The organism is Streptomyces curacoi, from assembly GCF_001513975.1.
Lineage (GTDB): Bacteria > Actinomycetota > Actinomycetes > Streptomycetales > Streptomycetaceae > Streptomyces > Streptomyces curacoi.
This window is the reverse complement of sequence record NZ_KQ947993.1, coordinates 1-16746: the sequence shown is the minus strand read 5'-3', so window position 1 is coordinate 16746 and position 16746 is coordinate 1. Positions and strand designations below refer to the sequence as shown.

Here is a 16746-nt window from a genome sequence, read left to right as displayed (position 1 = left end):
GTCACGAGGACACGCGCTCGACCTCGGCCGTACCCGAGCCGACGGGACCGATCCGCAGCACCGTGCCCGTGAGATCGGTGAACGGCCTGACCGCGACGCTTCCTTGGCCGCCGGGCGCCGTAGCCGTCACACGGTACGCCGACGGATCGGCGTCCCCGATCTCCACCTCCAGCACGGCACGGGAGTTCGGCGGCACGCCCACCCGTACCGTGTGCGCGGCCCCGGAGCGGCGGACGGTCACCGACACGGGCCCGCGCAGGGAGGGCACCGTGCCCTCTGCCGCCGCCAGCTGACCCGTCCTCGGGCGGATCAGGAACTCCGCCGCGCCGGGCTTGCTGACCTGCACGCCGAGGATGTGCCGGGCGACCGCGCCCGCGGGGGCGGAGGCCCAGGCGTGCGAGAAGGTCATGTTGGACTTCAGGGACGGGTCCCACGCCTCGGTGACGACGGTCGCCTTCAGCGCGTCCAGCATGTGCAGCCAGGAGTTGGTGGCCGAGGACGTGAGCAGGGCCAGCGCGGCGTCCGCGCGGCCCAGGCGGAAGAGCGCGTCGAGGAGGAACTGCGCGCCGTACACGCTCACCTTCATGCCGCCCGCGGCGAGGGTGTCGCCGAGCCGGGCCCGGACCTCGTCGCCGAGGGCGTCCGCGACGCCGAGCGCGACGGGGAAGGCGGTGGCGTGCTGGGCGCTGTGGCTGGTGCCCACGCCGTCGAGGAACCGGCCGGCCGAGGCGTCGAGCAGGGTGCCGCGCATGGCCGCGGCCAGCGTGTCGGCGCGGCCCCGCAGGGCCTTGGCGTCCTCCGATCTCCCCAGGGCCTCGGCGCACTTGGCGAGCGCGTCGAACGCCGCGTACTGGAAGGCGTTGACGACGGTGTTGACGTTGGTGAAGACGTATCCGTCGCGGCTGGCGGCCGGCCAGTCGACGAGGTCACCCAGGTTCTGGCTGGTGCTGCCGGGTGCCTTGCGGACCAGTCCCTGGGCGTCCAGGTAGGCGGTGAGGTTCTTCGCGGCGAGCAGGTCGTAGTCCTTGGCGAGCTGCCGGTCGTCGCCGGTGGCGAGGTAGTCCTCCCACGCGGAGATCGCGCACATCAGCCGGTACTCGGTGGGCCAGGTGCCCTTGCGGACCAGGTAGTCGTTGGACCAGCGGGCCAGGGCGTAGGAGCGCTGGACGCCGTACTCGGACAGCTGGTTGATCAGGGCGTCGCCCTCGTACGGGCCGCGCTCACGGGTCGGGGTGTCCACGTACACGTCGCCGCGGGTGGCCTCGATGGAGTAGCGGCACAGCTCCCAGACGCGGTCGAGGTCGGGGTCGGAGCTGCGGAAGGAGGCCTGCGCGTCGTCCCAGTCGAGCCGCCAGGCGCGGCCGGTGACGACGGCCTTCGACAGGTCCACGGAGGTGCGCAGCTCGGCCCAGCGGAAGCCGCGGTAGCCCCAGTGCTCGAAGCGCTGAGCGCCGTTGCGCAGGGTCCACACCTCCCGGTAGGTGTTGGTGGCGCGCAACTGGTGGCGGACGGTCCCGTCGGCGTTCAGCTCCTCGCCGAGCCGCACCTCGACGGTGTCGCCCGCGCTGCCGGTGACCTCCAGGGCGAGCCCGCCGACGATCTCCCGGCCGAGGTCGACCAGCCAGCGCCCGTCGGCGACCTCGGTGACGGACGCGGGGGCGACGTCGTGCAGCCGGACCGGCTCGATCAGCGCCGGGGTCAGCCCGCTGACGGCGGGGCGGACGCGCGCCGCGTGCCAGCCGTCGTCGTCGAAGCCCGGCTCCGTCCAGCCGACGGGCTCCCGGCGCAGGTCCCAGTACTCCTGCGGGACGGTGAAGTAGCTGCTGCCCGCGCTGCCCTTGGCGGGCAGCAGCCCTGCCTGGCGGCGCGCCTTCCAGTGGTCGCCGGAGGCGATGGTGGCCCGGCTGCCGTCCGCGTACGTGATCTCCAGCTGGGCCAGGAACTTCTGCTCCGAGGTGGTCCAGCACAGCGCGGCCAGCGCGTTCTTCCGGCCGCCTGCGCGCAGGGTGGGCGTGATGTCGAACGCCTGGTAGGCGGTCCCGGCACCGGCGCGCACGGAGGCGTGGCCGACCACGGTGCCGTTGCTCCAGACCTTGGCCACGTACTGACGGGCCGGATCGGGCGAGGTGGCCGCCACATAGAGGACGGCCGCGGCCATGTCCTTGCCCGCGTCCGTGTCGTACTCGTGCCGCAGCAGTGCCCAGGTGTCGTCGGCGCCGTAGGAGGAGAGCGAGGAGGCGCCGGCGGGGAAGGTGAGCGTGCCGCCGGAGACGGTGCCGGCGGAGAAGGTGCCCTTGTCGGAGGCGAAGTCGTCGTCGAGCAGGACGGTGCCGTCGGCGGCTGTGAAGGTGACCCGGTCGTAGACCTGGGACTCGCTCAGGCCGTTGCGCAGACCGATGTTGCCGGAGGCGTGGCGGGTGTCGGTGGTGGTGTCGACGACGGTGCCGTTCACGGTGGTGGTGAAGGTGGCGCCGGTCATGGTGACGGAGAAGTCGAGCCACTCGCCGGTGGCGACCGCGAAGGGCAGCCGTACCTCGCCGAGGACCGTGTAGGTGCCGCCCACGCAGATGTGCTTGCGCAGCACTCCGGGGCTGCCGGCGCGCAGCTGCCACAGGTAGTTGTTGGCCGTGTTCGCGGCGCGGAACCACAGCCCCGCGGCCACGTTGGTGATCTTCAGACGGGTGCTGAGGGTGCCGTCGGTCATGACCGGTCCGGCCGGCACCCAGATCGGCTCGGCCTCCCACTCGTCCTCGACCGAGGTGGCCAGCAGCACGGGCCGCGACCAGGCGGACCGCTTCTCGCCCCAGCTGCGGACCCGCCACCAGTAGGCGGTACGGGGCTCCAGGGGCGGCCCGCCGTACGGTACGGCGGTGGAGTCGGCGGAGTCCTGCCGGCCGGAGTCCCAGACCAGCCGGTCCGCCTCGAAGCCGCCCGGCGTGGCGGCCAGCTGCAGCTGGTAGGCCCGCTGGACCGTGCCGGCCCCGAAGTCCGGCATCTGCCAGCTGAACCGGGGGCGCTGTCCGGCGCTCGTGCCCAGCGCCTGCGGCAGCAGATCCGCCAGCATCCCGCTCGGCGCGGGCGGCTGCCCCGCGGGGGCGGCGGCCGGCTGGGCGGCGGCGAGGGCCCGGGGGCCGGTCAGGACGACGGAGGCGGCCGTGACTCCGCCCAGCTGGAGAAGTCTTCGCCGCGACAAGTCCCAGGACATGGTGCACCCTCGGTTCGTGAAAGGTTTCAAGCCGATTGCCCGGAGGTTATGGTTCCGCGTCTGATGCGGTCAATGGTCTGAGCGAGATGAAGTCCACGAGGGATTGAAACGATTTAGCCACCGCCTTCTGGAGGCGGTCGTGCCGTGGACCTGGCCGCCGCCGTGATCGACTGGAGGTCACTCCAACGGCGGCGTACGGTCGAATGGTGACGCGCACCGGCCACTGGCCCTCGCCCGAGGGTGCGATGCGAAGCCACTGACCCTCGCCCGAGGGCGCGACGCGATGAGCAACCCCGAGCCCGCACACGAAGCGCGGACCACCAGCCCGGAGCAGAGGCCGGGCGATGGCCGGGGCAGCGGTATGGCGCTGTTCGTCATCGCGTCCTGTCAGCTGATGGTGGTGCTCGACATCACCATCGTGAACATCGCCCTGCCGGACATCCAGCGTTCGCTCGACTTCTCCACCACGAGCCTGTCCTGGGTGGTCAACGCCTACACCCTCACCTTCGGCGGACTGCTGCTGCTCGGCGGCAGGATGGGCGACATCCTCGGCAGACGGCGCGTGTTCATCTTCGGCGTACTGCTCTTCGTCCTCGCCTCCCTACTGGGCGGACTGTCCCAGAACTCCTGGCAACTCCTCGCCGCCCGCGCCCTGCAAGGCGTCGGCGGCGCCATCGCGTCCCCGACCTCCCTCGCCCTGATCAGTACGACCTTCCGTGAAGGGCCCGAACGCAACCGGGCGTTCGGCGTCTTCGCCGCGGTCTCGGCGGGCGGCGGCGCGATCGGGCTGCTGGCCGGCGGAATGCTCGTCGAGTGGCTCAACTGGCGCTGGGTGCTGTTCGTCAACGTGCCCATCGGGCTGCTCATCGTGCTCGCCACCCCGCGCTGGATCCGGGAGTCCGAGCGCCACCCCGGGCACTTCGACCTGACGGGCGCGCTGACGTCCACCGTCGGCATGGTGCTGCTGGTCTACGGGTTCATCCGGGCCGCGCAGGACGGCTGGCGGGACCCGCTCACGCTCGCCGCGTTCGCGGCGGCCGTCGTCGTGCTCTTGCTGTTCATCCTGGTCGAGCGGCGCTCCCGGCAGCCGATCACGCCCCTGCACATGTTCGCGGACCGCAACCGGGCGGGCACCTACGGCATGATGCTGAGCCTCGCCGCCGCGATCTTCGGCATGTTCTTCTTCCTCACCCTGTTCGTGCAGAACGTGCTGGACTTCAGCCCGCTCCAGGCCGGGCTGGCCTTCCTGCCGGTGAGCGCGGTGATCGCGGTGGGCGCGGGGCTCGCCTCCCAACTCCTGCCGAAGTACGGGCCCAAACCCTTCATGGTGACGGGCGCCATCCTGGCCGCCACGGGCCTGGCCTGGCTGACCCTGACCGACGTCCACTCCACCTACGCGGGCAGCATCCTCGGCCCGATCCTCGTCTTCAGCCTCGGCATGGGCATGGAGTTCGTGTCCCTGACCCTGATGGCGCTGTCCAACGTGGCCACCCACGAGACGGGCGCCGCCTCCGGACTCCTCAACGCCACCCAGCAGGTGGGCGGTTCCCTGGGACTGTCCATCCTGGTCACGATGTTCGGCACGGCCAGCAACAACGAGGCCGACAAGCAGATCCCCGCGTTCCTGGCCCAGGCGACCCCCGCCGAGCGGCTGCGCTTCGAACGCACCGGCCGGCTCCCGCCGCCCTACGCCGACGAGATCCTCACCGCGGGGGTCTCCTCCGCCTTCATCGTGGCGGCGATCTTCACCGCGATCGCCGCGGTGATCGCCCTCCTCGTCATCCAGGTCCGTCCCTCCGACCTGGAGCGGCTTCAGGGCGGTGGGATGCCGACGCCCTGAGGTGTTCGGGAGCCGTCCGGCTCGGCCGGCCGTTTCACGGAGCAGCGGCCCCCGCGGCCGGTGTGCTTCCAGGGCACCGCCCGGCCGCGAGCCCGAGGCGAGGCGGGGCGGATTCCTCTGCTTCCGGTACGCGAGGCGATCCGCCCGCCAGGCGGCAGTCGCTCCGGTGCGGCGGTCGCCGGCTGGGGCCATGCCGAGCCAGGTGCGCGGGTTTCCCTCCCAGCACCAGCACAGTTCGGGGGCCTTCTGGCTGATCCAGGGGGCCGGGACGCGGCGGTCGCCGCTCCGGGAACCGCCGAGCGAGAAGCACTTGTTCTTCACCAGCACCCGCGCGAAGTGGGTGACGAGGGCGATGCCTCCTCGGCGGGGCGAGTGCGCGGGTGACGACCAGCACGAAGGGCACGCGGTCCGACTCGGGGTCGTACTCCGTGTCCGCCGCCGTCAGGGCGGTGGCGCGCAGGGGGGGGGCGAGCAGGGCGGCGAACTGCTCCGGGGCGAGACCGGACAGCAGGAGGAGCACCGCGCCCGGTAGGAGCGGACCTGGGGGCGCCCAGCGCGATGACAAGGGCCGCCTCCTCGTAGGCGACGCGCCGTGCCAGTCGTCCGGCGAGCCGGCCGGAGGTGACGACCGCCCCGGTGGCGAGGGCGCGGTACCTGCCGATGACGAGGCGCTCCGGGCCGTGGGCGTACGGCACGCGCTCGTGCTCCGGCAGGGGATGCAGCACCCTGGGGTCGGGAATCGTGGACATGGTCCTCACCCTTCCCGACCAGCCAACGGTGATCAACGACGGGTTCGGGAACGATCCATAACCCCTGGCTCGTCGAGTGCGGGCGTGCCCGGCGGCCGGATCGGTCCGGTGACGGCCCGGCCGAGCCGGTGCGGTCCTATGATCGGCCCATGGATGCCGCCGGCCGGGACGCCCAGCGCTTGCTCGTCGCCCTCTGGCGCGCCGCGAAGCGGCTGAGGAGCATGGCGTACGAACTCTTCCTGGAGCACCAACCCGACCTGACCTGGCGGGAGTTCGCCCTGTACGGCGCGACGCCCGGCATGCAGGCCCTGGGCGTGACCCTCGGGCTCGGCGACGGCCGCGAGATGTTCTGCACCCTGACCGTTCGCATGTCGCCGGAGGCCTTCTCCGCCGAGGCGGACATCGCCGTGGACGCTCCGGACGACGAGGAGAACGGCGGATACCACTGTCCGTTCGAGATCCCGGAGACACACGTGGACTCGCTCGACGCGTGCCTCCGGTTGATCGAGGACCAGGTGGACCGGCTGACCGCGTCCTGCCCGCGCCTGCTGCGCGAGCTCCGGTCGGTTCCCTCCCGGGGCTGACCGGTCCGGTCAGCCGCCCATTCGCGCCGCGATGATCGGTGCGAGGCGGTCGGCGATGACGCGATGGCCCTTGTCGTTGGGGTGGACGGAGTCCGTCAGGTCGCCGGAGCCCAGCCAGCCCGTCGTGTCGACGAAGGAGACCCGGGTGTCGCCGCCGTCGGTGACGGCCTTGACTGCCGCCTGGGTCTGGGGGACGTACCGGCCGCGGAAGGTCTCCAGGGCGAAGATCCAGGCCCGGGGGTAGGCGGCGCGGGCCTTGCGCAGCAGGCTGGTGTACGCCGACTGGAACTGCGTGGAACTCACCCCGTGCCCCACGTCGTTGGTGCCCAGGTTGATGACGACGGCGTCCGCCTGGTAGCGGGAGAAGTCCCAGTCGGGCGTGGGGGCGTTGGGGTTGAGCCTGGTGAACTGCCTCTCCAGGCCCACACAACCGTCGGCCGTGGCGACCAGGCAGGCGCCGCCCTGGGCGATCTGGGTGTGCTCGGTGCCGAGCCGTTCGCCGATCAGCCAGCCGTACGCGGTACGGGCGTTCTGCGAGGTCGTGGTCCCCACGGTGATCGAGTCGCCGACGAACTCGATCAGCTTGGCCGGAGCCGGCGGTGCGAACGTGGTCGCGCCGCTGTCGAGGACCAGCCCCTGGAACACCGCGTCGCCGCGGTACGAGCCCGCGACCACCTGGTAGTTGACCTGGAGTGTGTGGTTGCCGGAGGACAGCGGCGACGGGGTCAGGTCCACGGTGCCCTTGACGTCGTCGTAGAACTTCACGGGCCCGTTGTCGATCCGCGCCCAGAAGTCGATCGTGTTGCGCTGCTTGAGCTTGACCGTACGGCCGGTGAACCCGACCCGGTAGTACGCGCCCGCCCAGTAGGGGGTGTAGAGCGTGCTGGAGCTCTTGGTGTCCCAGCGGCCGACGAACTTGATGTTGGGGTCGCCGGGCTGGCCGGGCGCGGCGGCTCGCGTGGACCCGGGGGCGGCGGTGCGCAGCCGGTCCGCGATGACGGGCGCCAGCCGGTTCGCGAACTTGGTGTGGCCCGCCTCGTTGGGGTGGCCGTTGCCGTCCTCGTAGTCGGTGCCGTCGGTGAGCCAGCCCGTGGTGTCGACGTAGTGCACCCTGCTGTCGCCGGAGCCGTTGCGGGCGCTGACGGCGGCCTTGGTCTCGGCGACATAGCGCTTCTTGAGCGTCTGCACCGCGAACAGGTGCGCCTGCGGGTACCTGGCGCGCAGGTCGCTCAGGAACTTGGTGTACGCGGCCTGGAAGGCGGAGCCGGAGACGCCGTGGCCGATGTCGTTGGTGCCGAGATTGACGACGACCGCGTTCGCCCGGTAGCGGGTGAAGTCCCAGTTCTGGTCGCCGGTGCTGCCCAGCCTGAAGAACTGGCTGCTCAGACCCGTGCATCCGGACCGGGCGACGAGACAGTAGCCGGCGCGGGCGATCCGGGTGTGCCGCATCCCCAGCCGCTCGCCGGTCTTCCAGGCGTACGAGTCGAGCGCCAGCCGGTCGGTGAGGGCGCCGGCGGTGATGGAGTCGCCGACGAACTCGATGAGGGAGGCGGGGGTGCTCGGGCTGACCGTGCGGGCGCCGGAGTCCAGCACGAGGCCCTGGAAGACGGTGTCGCCCGAGCGGTAGGAGATCCGCAGGGTGTGGGTGCCGGCGGCCAGCGGCTGCGGAGTGAGGTTCACCGTGCCGCGTACGCCCGCGTGGAAGACGTCGGGTCCGCCGTCGATGCTCGCGTAGAAGTTGACGGCGTCCCTGGCCCTGACCTTCACCGTGGTGCCGGTGAAGGCCGTCTGGAGATACGCGCCGGACCAGTGGGGCACGGCGGCGGTGCCCGAACTCGTGTCCCAGCGGCCCACGTAGACGATGTTGGGGTCGGACACCGAGCCGTCGCCGGGCGCGGCCTGCGCCGGGGAACTGCCCATCCAGGACAGCAGGCACGCGACGAGAACGGCGGTGAGGAGGGCGGGCAAGCCGCGTCTGGCTCGGCGCGGCGCGATGAGGTCGTGGGGGGTGATCTGCATGGGGATCCCTTTCGCGGGTGGGGTGGGAGCGCTCCCAGAGGCAGCCTTTCGAGAGAAGCAATGAAACGGTTCAACGTCAAGGGGTCGAGCAGGGGCGGCTGTTGAGTGCCGCGCTCGATACGGAGCGTGATGTGACGACCTTCACCTCGATGTGGCGGAAAGTGATGAATTCCTTACGCAAGGAGCGCGTAAGGGACGGTAATTGCAGGCAACGTGTGGAGGTTTCGCGTGCGACCGTTCACCCTCAACTACGCCCTTCCCCAAGGGCTTGCGAACGCGGTGACGCCGTATCACTTCGACCCGGCCCGTCAGCTGAACGTGCTGCCCGACGGCCGCCCCGCGGTCAGTGACCCGGAACTCCTGCTCGCCGCCGGAACGACGACGTCCACCGCCGGTTCCGCGACCCACTTCGACGACTGACGATCCGTGAGCGAATGACCGTACTGATCCTCACGTCCGAGGAGGACGTGACAGCCGACATGGTGGTGGCCCGCCTGCACGAGACGGGCACCCCCGTGATGCGGCTCGACCCCGCCGATCTGCCGGGCAAGGCCGTACTGTCCGCCGACTTCGCCCACGGCGACTTCGACGGCCACCTGTCCGTCAACGGGCATGTGCTCAGCATGGGAGGCCTGCGTTCGGTATGGGTGCGCAGGCCCGGCGAACCGGCCGCGCACGCGTCCCACCCCTCACCCTGGCTGACCGCCGAGACCCGTCAGGCGCTGTACGGGATGCTCTACTCCGCCGCCACCCGGTGGATGAACCACCCCCGCAACGCCGACCAGGCCCGGCTGAAGCCATGGCAGTTGCGGGTCGCCCACCTGAGCGGGTTCGCCGTACCGCCGACCGTCTTCACCACCGCGCCCCGCGTGGCGCAGCAGTTCGCGCGGGAGCACGGGGACGTGGTGGTGAAGTCCGCCTCGGGGCCGCCGCCCGGAGAACCGGGGCTTGCCCTGCCCACCACCCTGATCGGGCCCGACGCGGACTTCTCCGGCGTCGCGGCCGGGCCCGCCCTGCTCCAGCGGTACATAGCCAAGCGGGCGGACATCCGGCTGACCTGCGTCGGCACCCGGCTGTTCGCGGCGCGCAAGACCGCCGAACCCGGCCAGGTGGACGGACGCTACGGCGACACCGGGCACTCCTGGGAGCCCGTCCCGGTCCCCGACCGCATCGGCAAGTCGGCGCACGAGTACGTCCGTCTCGCCGGACTCGCGTACGCCGCCTTCGACTTCGCCGAGGACGAGGACGGCATCTGGTGGTTCCTGGAGTGCAACCAGAGCGGCCAGTTCGGCTTCGTCGAGCTGGAGACCGGGCAGCCGGTCTCGGAGGCGGTCGCCCAGTGGCTGGCCCAGCGCGGGCCGGACCGCCGCACGCCCGAGAGCCGCCGGTGACGCGGGGGAGTGAGCCGAAGCCGAGGGCTTGTGGGGCCGTCGAAGAACTGCCTGGACTACGTTGAGGAGGCCCGGACCGACCTGCGTCCACGAGCCTCAACCGGGCCCGGGCGAGCGGGAGTCGGCGGATCACGGGAGGAAACGGGATGACCACACGGCGGACGATCGCCCCGGAAGAGCTCGGCACGCTGGACCTGGCCGATCCGCGGCTGCACGCCGAGAGCGATCTGTCCGCCGTATGGCACCACTTGAGGGAACACCAGCCGGTCCACTGGAACCCGGCGACCGACACGGCCCCCGGCTTCTGGGTGGTGACCCGGCACGCCGACGTCACCTCCGTGTACCGCGACAGCGCACGCTTCACCTCCGAGGGCGGCAACGTCCTGGAGACCCTGCTCGCCGGCGGCGACTCCGGGGCCGGCCGGATGCTCGCCACCACCGACGGCGAGAAGCACGCCGGGCTGCGCCGCCTTCTGATGTCCGCGTTCTCGCCGCGCGCCCTGGAGCCGATCGTCGAGAGCGTGCGGCGCACGGTGACCCGGCTGCTGCGGGACGCGCTGGAGAAGGGCACCTGCGACTTCGCCGCCGACGTCGCCGCCGGAGTACCCCTGGGCGCCATCTGCGACCTGCTGGGCGTACCCGACCGGGACCGGGCCCACGTGCTGAGCCTGACCTCCTCGGCGCTGGGCTCGCACGACGCCGACAGTACGCCGGTCGACGCGTGGATCGCCAGGAACGAGATCCTGCTCTACTTCGCGGGCCTCGCCCGCGACCGGCGCCACAGCGGCCACGCGGACGTCATCGCGCTGCTCGCGGGCAGTGAGGTGAACGGGCTGCCGCTGGACGACGACGAGATCATGCTCAACTGCTACAGCCTGATCCTCGGCGGCGACGAGACGGCCCGCCTGTCCATGGCCGGCGCCGCCCTCGCCCTCGTGGAACACCCAGGCCAGTGGCGGTCCCTCAAGCGGGGCGAGGCCGGCATCGCCACCGCCGTCGAGGAGATCCTGCGCTGGACGACCCCCGCCCTGCACGCCGGACGCACCGCGACGACCGATACCGAGGTCGGCGGCCGGCCGATCGCGGCGGGGGAGATCGTCACCGTCTGGAACGCCTCCGCCAACCGCGACGAGCGGATCTTCGACGCACCCGGCGAACTGCGCCTGGACCGCACTCCCAACAAGCACGTCACCTTCGCCTACGGCCCCCACTTCTGCCTCGGCGCCCATCTCGCCCGGGCCGAGATCGGGGCCGTACTGGCCGGGCTGCGCGACCTCGTGGCGGAGATGGAGCAGACCGGCCCGGCCAAGCCGGTCTACTCCAACTTCCTCAGCGGCATCGGCACACTGCCGCTCGCCCTGAAGCCCGCGTGAACCCCTTACGCGGCCAGCTCCTTGCGGATGCGGTCCAGCATGAACGCGGAGGACTCCAGGGCCCGCTCCTCCCAGGCGAAGACGCAGGCCGTGGCCACGCCGTCGAAGTCCAGCTCGCGCAGCGTGCCGAAGAACGCGTCCCAGTCGACCTCGCCCTGCCCGATGTCCAGGTGCTGGTGGATCCGGGCCGGGGTGCCGGGCGGGTTGAGGATGTAGCGCAGGCCGGACGAGCCCTTGTGGTTGAAGGAGTCCGCGATGTGCACATGCTGGAGCTTGTCGCCCGCGTAGCGCATCATCGCGGCGATGTCGGCTCCGACCTCCGCGGCACCGGAGAGGTGGAAGGAGTGCGGGGCGCAGTAGAGGTAGTTCACCCAGGGCTTGTTGATCGCACGGACCAGGTCGACCGCGGGGGTGTTCTCCTCGCAGAAGTCGTCCGGGTGCGCCTCCAGGTTCAGAGCGATGCCTTCGCGCTCGAACACCGGGAGCAGTTCCTCCATCGACCGCCAGAAGGCCGCCTCGCTCTCGGCGGCTCGCTCGGGGCGGCCGTTGAACTCCGAGTTCATCAGCGGACACCCGAGGTCGACGGTGATCTCGATCATCCGCTTCCAGTAGCGCACGGCCGCCTGCCGTTCCGTCTCGTCCGGCGAGGACCACTTGTACAGCGGCAGCACGGAGGACAGCTGGACGCCGTGCGTGCGCAGGGCGTTCTTCAGCTGGGCGATCCGCTCGTCGTCGGCACGCGGGTGCAGGAAGAACGGCATGAAGTCGTCGCGGGGTGACAACTCGATGTACTCGTAGCCGAGTTCGGCGACCGTGCGCACCATCTCGTCGATGGGGAGCGCGCGGAGCATGTACGGGTCGAGGGCGATCTTCATGCGGTGCCTCCGTAGAGGGTCGGGCGGGGCTTGAGGTCGGTGGCGACGACGCGGCCGGACTCCAGGGCCTCGACGGTCGCGCTGGTGATGACGGTGGCGGCGTAGCCGTCCCACGCCGAAGGGCCGGTGGGTTCCGTACCGGCGGCGAGGTTCGCGATCCACTCGCGGAACTCGGTGTCGAAGGCGTCCGCGAAGCGGCCCACCCAGTCGGTGAGCACCGTGGTGCTGTGCTGTCCCGCCGTGCGCACGGCGACCGACGACGGGTCGGGCAGCCGTACCAGACCCTCCTCGCCGACCGCCTCGCACTGGATGTCGTAGCCGTACTGGCAGTTGACGAAGACCTCCAGATCGATGCGCACGCCCTTGGCGGTCTCGAAGAGCATGATCTGCGGGTCCTTCAGATGCGCGAACCGCTTGCTCGTGGCGCGCGGGGTGACCACCTGGGTGGAGACGATCTCGTCGTCGAGCAGCCAGCGCAGCACGTCCACCTCGTGCACCGCGGTGTCCAGAGCGGCCATGGCGGAGGTGTACGACTCCGGGACGGTCGGGTTGCGGTGGGCGCAGTGCACGATCAGCGGCTCACCGATGCCTCCGGCGTCGATGACCTGCTTCATCTGCCGGTATCCGGCGTCGTAGCGGCGCATGAAGCCGACCTGGACCAGTCGGCGGCCGTGTGCGGTCTCCGCCTCGATGATCTTCAGACAGTCCTCGGCGGTCGTGGCCAGCGGCTTCTCGCAGAACACCGGCTTCCCGGCCGCTATCGCGTTCAGCACGTGCTCTGCATGCGTCGGGCCCCAGGACGTCACGAGGACGGCGTCGACGTCGTCCGCCGCGATGAGGGCCGCACCGTCGGGCAGCACCCGGGCACCGGCCGGCGCCGCCGCCTCCTCGGCGCGGGCGGCGTCGATGTCGGTGACCGCGGTGACACGGGCACCGGTGACGGTGTGGGTGAGGCGCCGGATGTGCTCCTTGCCGATCCAGCCGGCGCCGATGACGCCTACACGTACGGTCATTTTCTTTCCTTAGAACAGAGGGTCAGGAGAAGCGCGCCCGGAGTTCGGCTTCGAGGGTTTCGAGCGAGCGGCCCTTCGTCTCGGGGACGTAGAGCTTCACGAAGGTGAGCGAGAAGACACCCGCCACCACGAACAGGAAGAACGTGTTGGAGACCCCGATGCCGGAGACCAGCGACGGGAAGACCAGTCCGATCACGAAGTTGGTCAGCCACAGCACGACGGCCGCGACGCCCATGCCGAAGCCGCGCATCCGCATCGGGAAGATCTCCGACAGCATCAGCCAGGTCACCGGCGAGATCGCGCCCTGCTGGAAGGCGAGGAAGGTGACGGTCATGGCCAGCACGGCGTAGGCCCGTCCGTCACCGGACGGCAGCGTCAGGGAGAAGACGCCGATCAGCAACAGGGCGGCGGTCGTGCCGAGCTGACCGGTCATCAGCATCGGGCGGCGCGGCACGCGGCCCAGCAGCCAGATGCCGACGAAGGTGGCCAGCACCGAGATCACGCCGTTGGCGATGTTCGCGGTCAGGGCGCTGTCCGAGGCGAAGCCCGCGTCGGTGAGGATCTCGGTGCCGTAGTACATGATCGTGTTGACGCCGGTGATCTGCTGCACGATGGCGATGCCGAAGCCGACGAACATGAGCTTGCGCACCCACGGGGTGGCCTTCATGTCCTGCCAGCCGCCGAGCTTCTCCCGCTCCTCCTTGACGGCGAGCGCGGACACCTCCGCGAGCTCGGCCTCGGCCCGCTGCCGGGACCTGACCTGCTTGAGGACCTCCAGGGCCTCGTTGAAGCGGGTCTTGGAGGCGAGCCAGCGCGGGCTCTCCGGCATGACCAGCATGCCGAACCAGAGCACCACGGCCGGGAGGGTGGCGATGACCAGCATCCAGCGCCACACGCCGCCGGACTCCCCGCCCACCTGGGCGATGATCGCGTTGGAGGTGAAGGCGAGCAACTGGCCGGTGACGATCATGAGTTCGTTACGGGTGACCAGTGCGCCGCGCCGCTCGGCGGGGGAGACCTCCGCGAGGTAGACCGGCACCGTCACCGAGGCGCCGCCCACCGCGAGGCCGAGCACGAACCGGGCGACGATCATGACGGCGGTCGTCGGCGCGAGCGTGCAGCCCAGCGCGCCGACGAAGAACAGCACCGCGAGCGCGAGGATCGTCCGGCGCCGTCCGCGCGCGTCGGACAGCCGGCCGCCGGTCACCGCGCCCAGCGCGGCCCCGAGGAGCAGCGAACTGGTGACCATGCCCTCGGTGACCGGGGTGAGACCCAGGTCGTCGGTCATGTAGGGCAGGGCGCCGTTGATGACGCCGGTGTCATAGCCGAAGAGCAGTCCGCCGAAGGTGGCGATGACGGTGATGATCCGCAGCCTGCGGGACACCGCCGGCGGGGCGTCGTCCGTGACGGCGGCGGAGGCCTGTGTCGCGTCGTCCCTGACGTCCATGGGCCGTCTCCTTATCGGTCCAGAGCCGTGAGCTTCGGGCGTCGGGTTCCCGTCAGGCCGCAGCCGGCCAGGTGTTCACGGGTGCTGACGGCGATGGGCAGCGGCACCTCGGGCGCGCAGGGGTACAGGTCCTGTTCGACGATGACGAACAACTCGGCGTCCAGCCGGGCGAGTTCGGCCACCACGTCGGCCGGGTTGGGCACCCCCGCGGGTGGCGACACGCACACCCCGCGCTTGACGGCTTCCCCGAAGGAGAGGTTCTCGGCGGCGACCTGGGCGAGGATCTCCGGGTCCATCTGCTTGATGTGGACGTAGCCGACGCGTTCGCCGAAGCGGCGGATGAGGTCGAGGTTGTCGCCGCCGCCGTAGGCGACGTGTCCGGTGTCCAGGCAGAGGTTGGTGTAGCGGCTGTCGGATTCGTTGAGCAGGCGCTCGATCTCTGCTTGCGTCTGGATGTGGCTGTCGGCGTGCGGGTGGATGACCAGGCGTACGTCGTACTCGTCGAGGAGGAGCCTGCCGAGCCGGTCGGCGGCCTTGCCGAAGCCCGCCCACTGCTCGGCGGTCAGTTCGGGCGCCTCGGTGTATGCGCCGGTCTTCTCGTCGCGGTACATGGGCGGGATGAGGACCAGGTGGTGGGCGCCCGCGGCGGCGGTCAGCGCGGCGACCTGCCGGACGTGTGCGAGCATCCCGTCCCAGGCCTCGGGGCGGTGCAGGGCGCCGAAGGCGGTGCCGCCGGAGACCTTGAGCCCGCGTGCGGCGAGTTCCTCGGCGAGGTGGGCGGGGTCGGTGGGGAGATAGCCGTACGGGCCCAGCTCCAGCCACTCGTACCCCGCCGCGGCGAGTTCGTCGAGGAAGCGGGTGTAGGGGACCTGGTGGTCGTCCTCGGGGAACCAGACGCCCCAGGAGTCGGGGGCGGAGCCCAGGCACAGGTTGCCCGCGGTGGTGCGGAGCGGGGTTGGCGCCGTTGCCATGACGTGTCCTTCGGGGAGGGGACGGAAGTCAGTGGACGATTGTTCTGTCGCGCTCTACTAGAGCGCTCTAGTCCGAGTACGATGACCCTGGTCCAAATGTCATGTCAATAGCTTGTTGCTGGGAGATTTCGAGACCCCGCTAAGGTGAGCGGCGTCGAAGGGTGGGTGCACAGGTGGATGGATCGGGCAGGCAGCGGCCGACGATGGCGGACGTCGCCGAGAAGGCGGGCGTGTCCCGGGCGCTCGTCTCGATCGTCTTCCGCAACCAGCCGGGCGCGAGCCAGGAGACCCGCGAGCGGGTCCTGCGGGTCGCCGACGAGATCGGCTACCGCCCCGACAGCGCGGCCCGGCTGCTCGCCCGCGGGCGCAGCCGCACGCTCGGCGTGATGTTCACCGTCCACCAGACCTTCCACACGGACCTCATCGCGGGCATCTACCCGGAGGCCGAGCGGCTCGGCTACGACGTCCTGCTCTCCGCCGCCGCGTACGGCCGCAGCGAGGAGAAGGCGATCGAGGCGCTGCTCGGCCACCGCTGCGAGGCGGTGATCCTGCTCGGCCCCGACGCGGAGTCCGCCTACCTCGACGAGCTCGGACACCGCACCGTCACCGTCTCGGTCAGCCGCCGCGTGCCCCACGCGCGCGTGGACTTCGTGCACAGCGCCGAGGGCAAGGGCGTACGGCAGGCCATGGACCACCTCGTGGAGCTGGGCCACCGCCGGATCGTGCACATCGACGGCGGGCGCGGCCCCGGCTCGGCCGAGCGGCGGCGCGCCTACCGGGCCGCGATGCGCAGGCACGGTCTGGAGTCCGACGTGCGGGTGATCCCCGGTGCGCACACCGAGGAGTCGGGCATCGAGACGGGCCGTCTCCTGCTGGCGGAACGGGACCGGGGGCGGCCCCTGCCGACGGCGGTTCTCGCGGGCAACGACCGCTGTGCGATGGGCCTGTTGATGACCCTGACGCGGGCCGGCGTCGAGGTCCCGCGCGATGTGTCGGTCGTCGGCTACGACGACAGCCATCTCTCCCATCTGATGCCGATCGGCCTGACCACCGTCCGTCAGGACGCGGTCCTCATGGCCGAGCACGCGGTCCGCTTCGCCGTGGACCGGCTGGAGGACCGGGGACTGGAGCCGCGCGAGGCCGTGCTCGACCCCAAGCTCGTCGTCCGGGGCACCAGCGGGCCGGCCCCGCGGGAGCCGGCCTGACGACAGGCGGCGGGGTCGGCCGTGCCCCGTCGCGGCCACGACCGACCCCGCCTGTCCATGTGCGCGCCTAGCGC

General features: G+C 71.1%; 12 protein-coding genes and 1 pseudogene. 6 read left to right on the top strand and 7 right to left on the bottom strand.

What is annotated here, in order from left to right:
* Position 1: 1 nt before the first annotated feature.
* Complete coding sequence (locus tag AQI70_RS29965) at positions 2-3205, bottom strand: family 78 glycoside hydrolase catalytic domain (RefSeq protein WP_062155571.1); 3204 nt, start codon at positions 3203-3205, stop codon at positions 2-4.
* Between the two features lie 361 nt (positions 3206-3566).
* Here AQI70_RS29965 and AQI70_RS29960 point away from each other — a divergent pair, with 361 nt between their 5' ends.
* Positions 3567-5045, top strand: coding sequence for an MFS transporter (locus AQI70_RS29960; RefSeq protein ID WP_062155569.1), 1479 nt, complete (start codon positions 3567-3569; stop codon positions 5043-5045).
* 228 nt (positions 5046-5273) lie between these two features.
* Here the strand turns inward: AQI70_RS29960 and AQI70_RS40405 are convergent.
* Positions 5274-5366 (bottom strand): annotated as a pseudogene (locus AQI70_RS40405) (DUF5701 family protein); the annotation flags it as partial.
* A 577-nt stretch (positions 5367-5943) separates the two neighbouring features.
* On the opposite strand from AQI70_RS40405, the gene AQI70_RS29945 reads away from it, so the two are divergent.
* Positions 5944-6378 carry a hypothetical protein gene (locus AQI70_RS29945; protein WP_062155563.1) on the top strand — a complete coding sequence of 145 codons (435 nt, stop codon included), beginning with the start codon at positions 5944-5946 and terminating at the stop codon, positions 6376-6378.
* A 9-nt stretch (positions 6379-6387) separates the two neighbouring features.
* Here AQI70_RS29945 and AQI70_RS29940 read toward each other — a convergent pair whose 3' ends face one another.
* Positions 6388-8397, bottom strand: a complete 2010-nt coding sequence (locus tag AQI70_RS29940; RefSeq protein WP_062155561.1) for a GDSL-type esterase/lipase family protein — start codon at positions 8395-8397, stop codon at positions 6388-6390.
* Positions 8398-8625: 228 nt separating this feature from the next.
* Between AQI70_RS29940 and tgmA the strand changes: the two genes are divergently transcribed.
* The 3 genes from tgmA to AQI70_RS29925 all read left to right on the top strand — a co-directional run bounded on the left by tgmA (position 8626) and on the right by AQI70_RS29925 (position 11161).
* Positions 8626-8817, top strand: coding sequence for a putative ATP-grasp-modified RiPP (gene tgmA, locus AQI70_RS29935; protein ID WP_004003098.1), 192 nt, complete (start codon positions 8626-8628; stop codon positions 8815-8817).
* Positions 8818-8831: 14 nt separating this feature from the next.
* Entirely contained in the window at positions 8832-9788 is a 957-nt protein-coding gene (gene tgmB / locus AQI70_RS29930) for an ATP-grasp ribosomal peptide maturase (protein WP_062155559.1), read from the top strand.
* Positions 9789-9934: 146 nt separating this feature from the next.
* Positions 9935-11161 carry a cytochrome P450 gene (locus AQI70_RS29925; protein ID WP_062155556.1) on the top strand — a complete coding sequence of 409 codons (1227 nt, stop codon included), beginning with the start codon at positions 9935-9937 and terminating at the stop codon, positions 11159-11161.
* Positions 11162-11166: 5 nt separating this feature from the next.
* On the opposite strand, the gene AQI70_RS29920 is transcribed toward AQI70_RS29925, so the two are convergent.
* The 4 genes from AQI70_RS29920 to AQI70_RS29905 are packed head-to-tail and all read right to left on the bottom strand — an operon-like array spanning position 11167 to position 15467.
* Entirely contained in the window at positions 11167-12036 is an 870-nt protein-coding gene (locus AQI70_RS29920) for a sugar phosphate isomerase/epimerase family protein (protein ID WP_062155555.1), read from the bottom strand.
* A complete protein-coding gene (locus AQI70_RS29915; RefSeq protein ID WP_062155552.1) occupies positions 12033-13049 on the bottom strand; it encodes a Gfo/Idh/MocA family oxidoreductase in 1017 nt (338 codons plus the stop codon). The genes AQI70_RS29920 and AQI70_RS29915 overlap by 4 nt, the downstream gene beginning before the upstream one ends.
* 22 nt (positions 13050-13071) lie before the next feature.
* Complete coding sequence (locus tag AQI70_RS29910) at positions 13072-14496, bottom strand: sugar porter family MFS transporter (protein WP_062155550.1); 1425 nt, start codon at positions 14494-14496, stop codon at positions 13072-13074.
* Positions 14497-14507: 11 nt separating this feature from the next.
* Positions 14508-15467, bottom strand: coding sequence for a TIM barrel protein (locus AQI70_RS29905; protein WP_062155548.1), 960 nt, complete (start codon positions 15465-15467; stop codon positions 14508-14510).
* A 203-nt stretch (positions 15468-15670) separates the two neighbouring features.
* Between AQI70_RS29905 and AQI70_RS29900 the strand changes: the two genes are divergently transcribed.
* Positions 15671-16672: a LacI family DNA-binding transcriptional regulator gene (locus AQI70_RS29900; RefSeq protein WP_062155545.1), complete on the top strand. Its 1002-nt coding sequence runs from the start codon at positions 15671-15673 to the stop codon at positions 16670-16672.
* Positions 16673-16746: the final 74 nt, after the last annotated feature.

Excerpts from the sequence above, each read along its gene's own strand:
- AQI70_RS29965 (WP_062155571.1), bottom strand. The coding sequence starts at position 3,205 with ATGTCCTGGGACTTGTCGCGGCGAAGACTTCTCCAGCTGGGCGGAGTC.
- AQI70_RS29960 (WP_062155569.1), top strand. The coding sequence starts at position 3,567 with ATGGCGCTGTTCGTCATCGCGTCCTGTCAGCTGATGGTGGTGCTCGAC.
- AQI70_RS29945 (WP_062155563.1), top strand. The coding sequence starts at position 5,944 with ATGGATGCCGCCGGCCGGGACGCCCAGCGCTTGCTCGTCGCCCTCTGG.
- AQI70_RS29940 (WP_062155561.1), bottom strand. The coding sequence starts at position 8,397 with ATGCAGATCACCCCCCACGACCTCATCGCGCCGCGCCGAGCCAGACGC.
- tgmB (WP_062155559.1), top strand. The coding sequence starts at position 8,832 with ATGACCGTACTGATCCTCACGTCCGAGGAGGACGTGACAGCCGACATG.
- AQI70_RS29925 (WP_062155556.1), top strand. The coding sequence starts at position 9,935 with ATGACCACACGGCGGACGATCGCCCCGGAAGAGCTCGGCACGCTGGAC.
- AQI70_RS29920 (WP_062155555.1), bottom strand. The coding sequence starts at position 12,036 with ATGAAGATCGCCCTCGACCCGTACATGCTCCGCGCGCTCCCCATCGAC.
- AQI70_RS29915 (WP_062155552.1), bottom strand. The coding sequence starts at position 13,049 with ATGACCGTACGTGTAGGCGTCATCGGCGCCGGCTGGATCGGCAAGGAG.
- AQI70_RS29910 (WP_062155550.1), bottom strand. The coding sequence starts at position 14,496 with ATGGACGTCAGGGACGACGCGACACAGGCCTCCGCCGCCGTCACGGAC.
- AQI70_RS29905 (WP_062155548.1), bottom strand. The coding sequence starts at position 15,467 with ATGGCAACGGCGCCAACCCCGCTCCGCACCACCGCGGGCAACCTGTGC.
- AQI70_RS29900 (WP_062155545.1), top strand. The coding sequence starts at position 15,671 with ATGGCGGACGTCGCCGAGAAGGCGGGCGTGTCCCGGGCGCTCGTCTCG.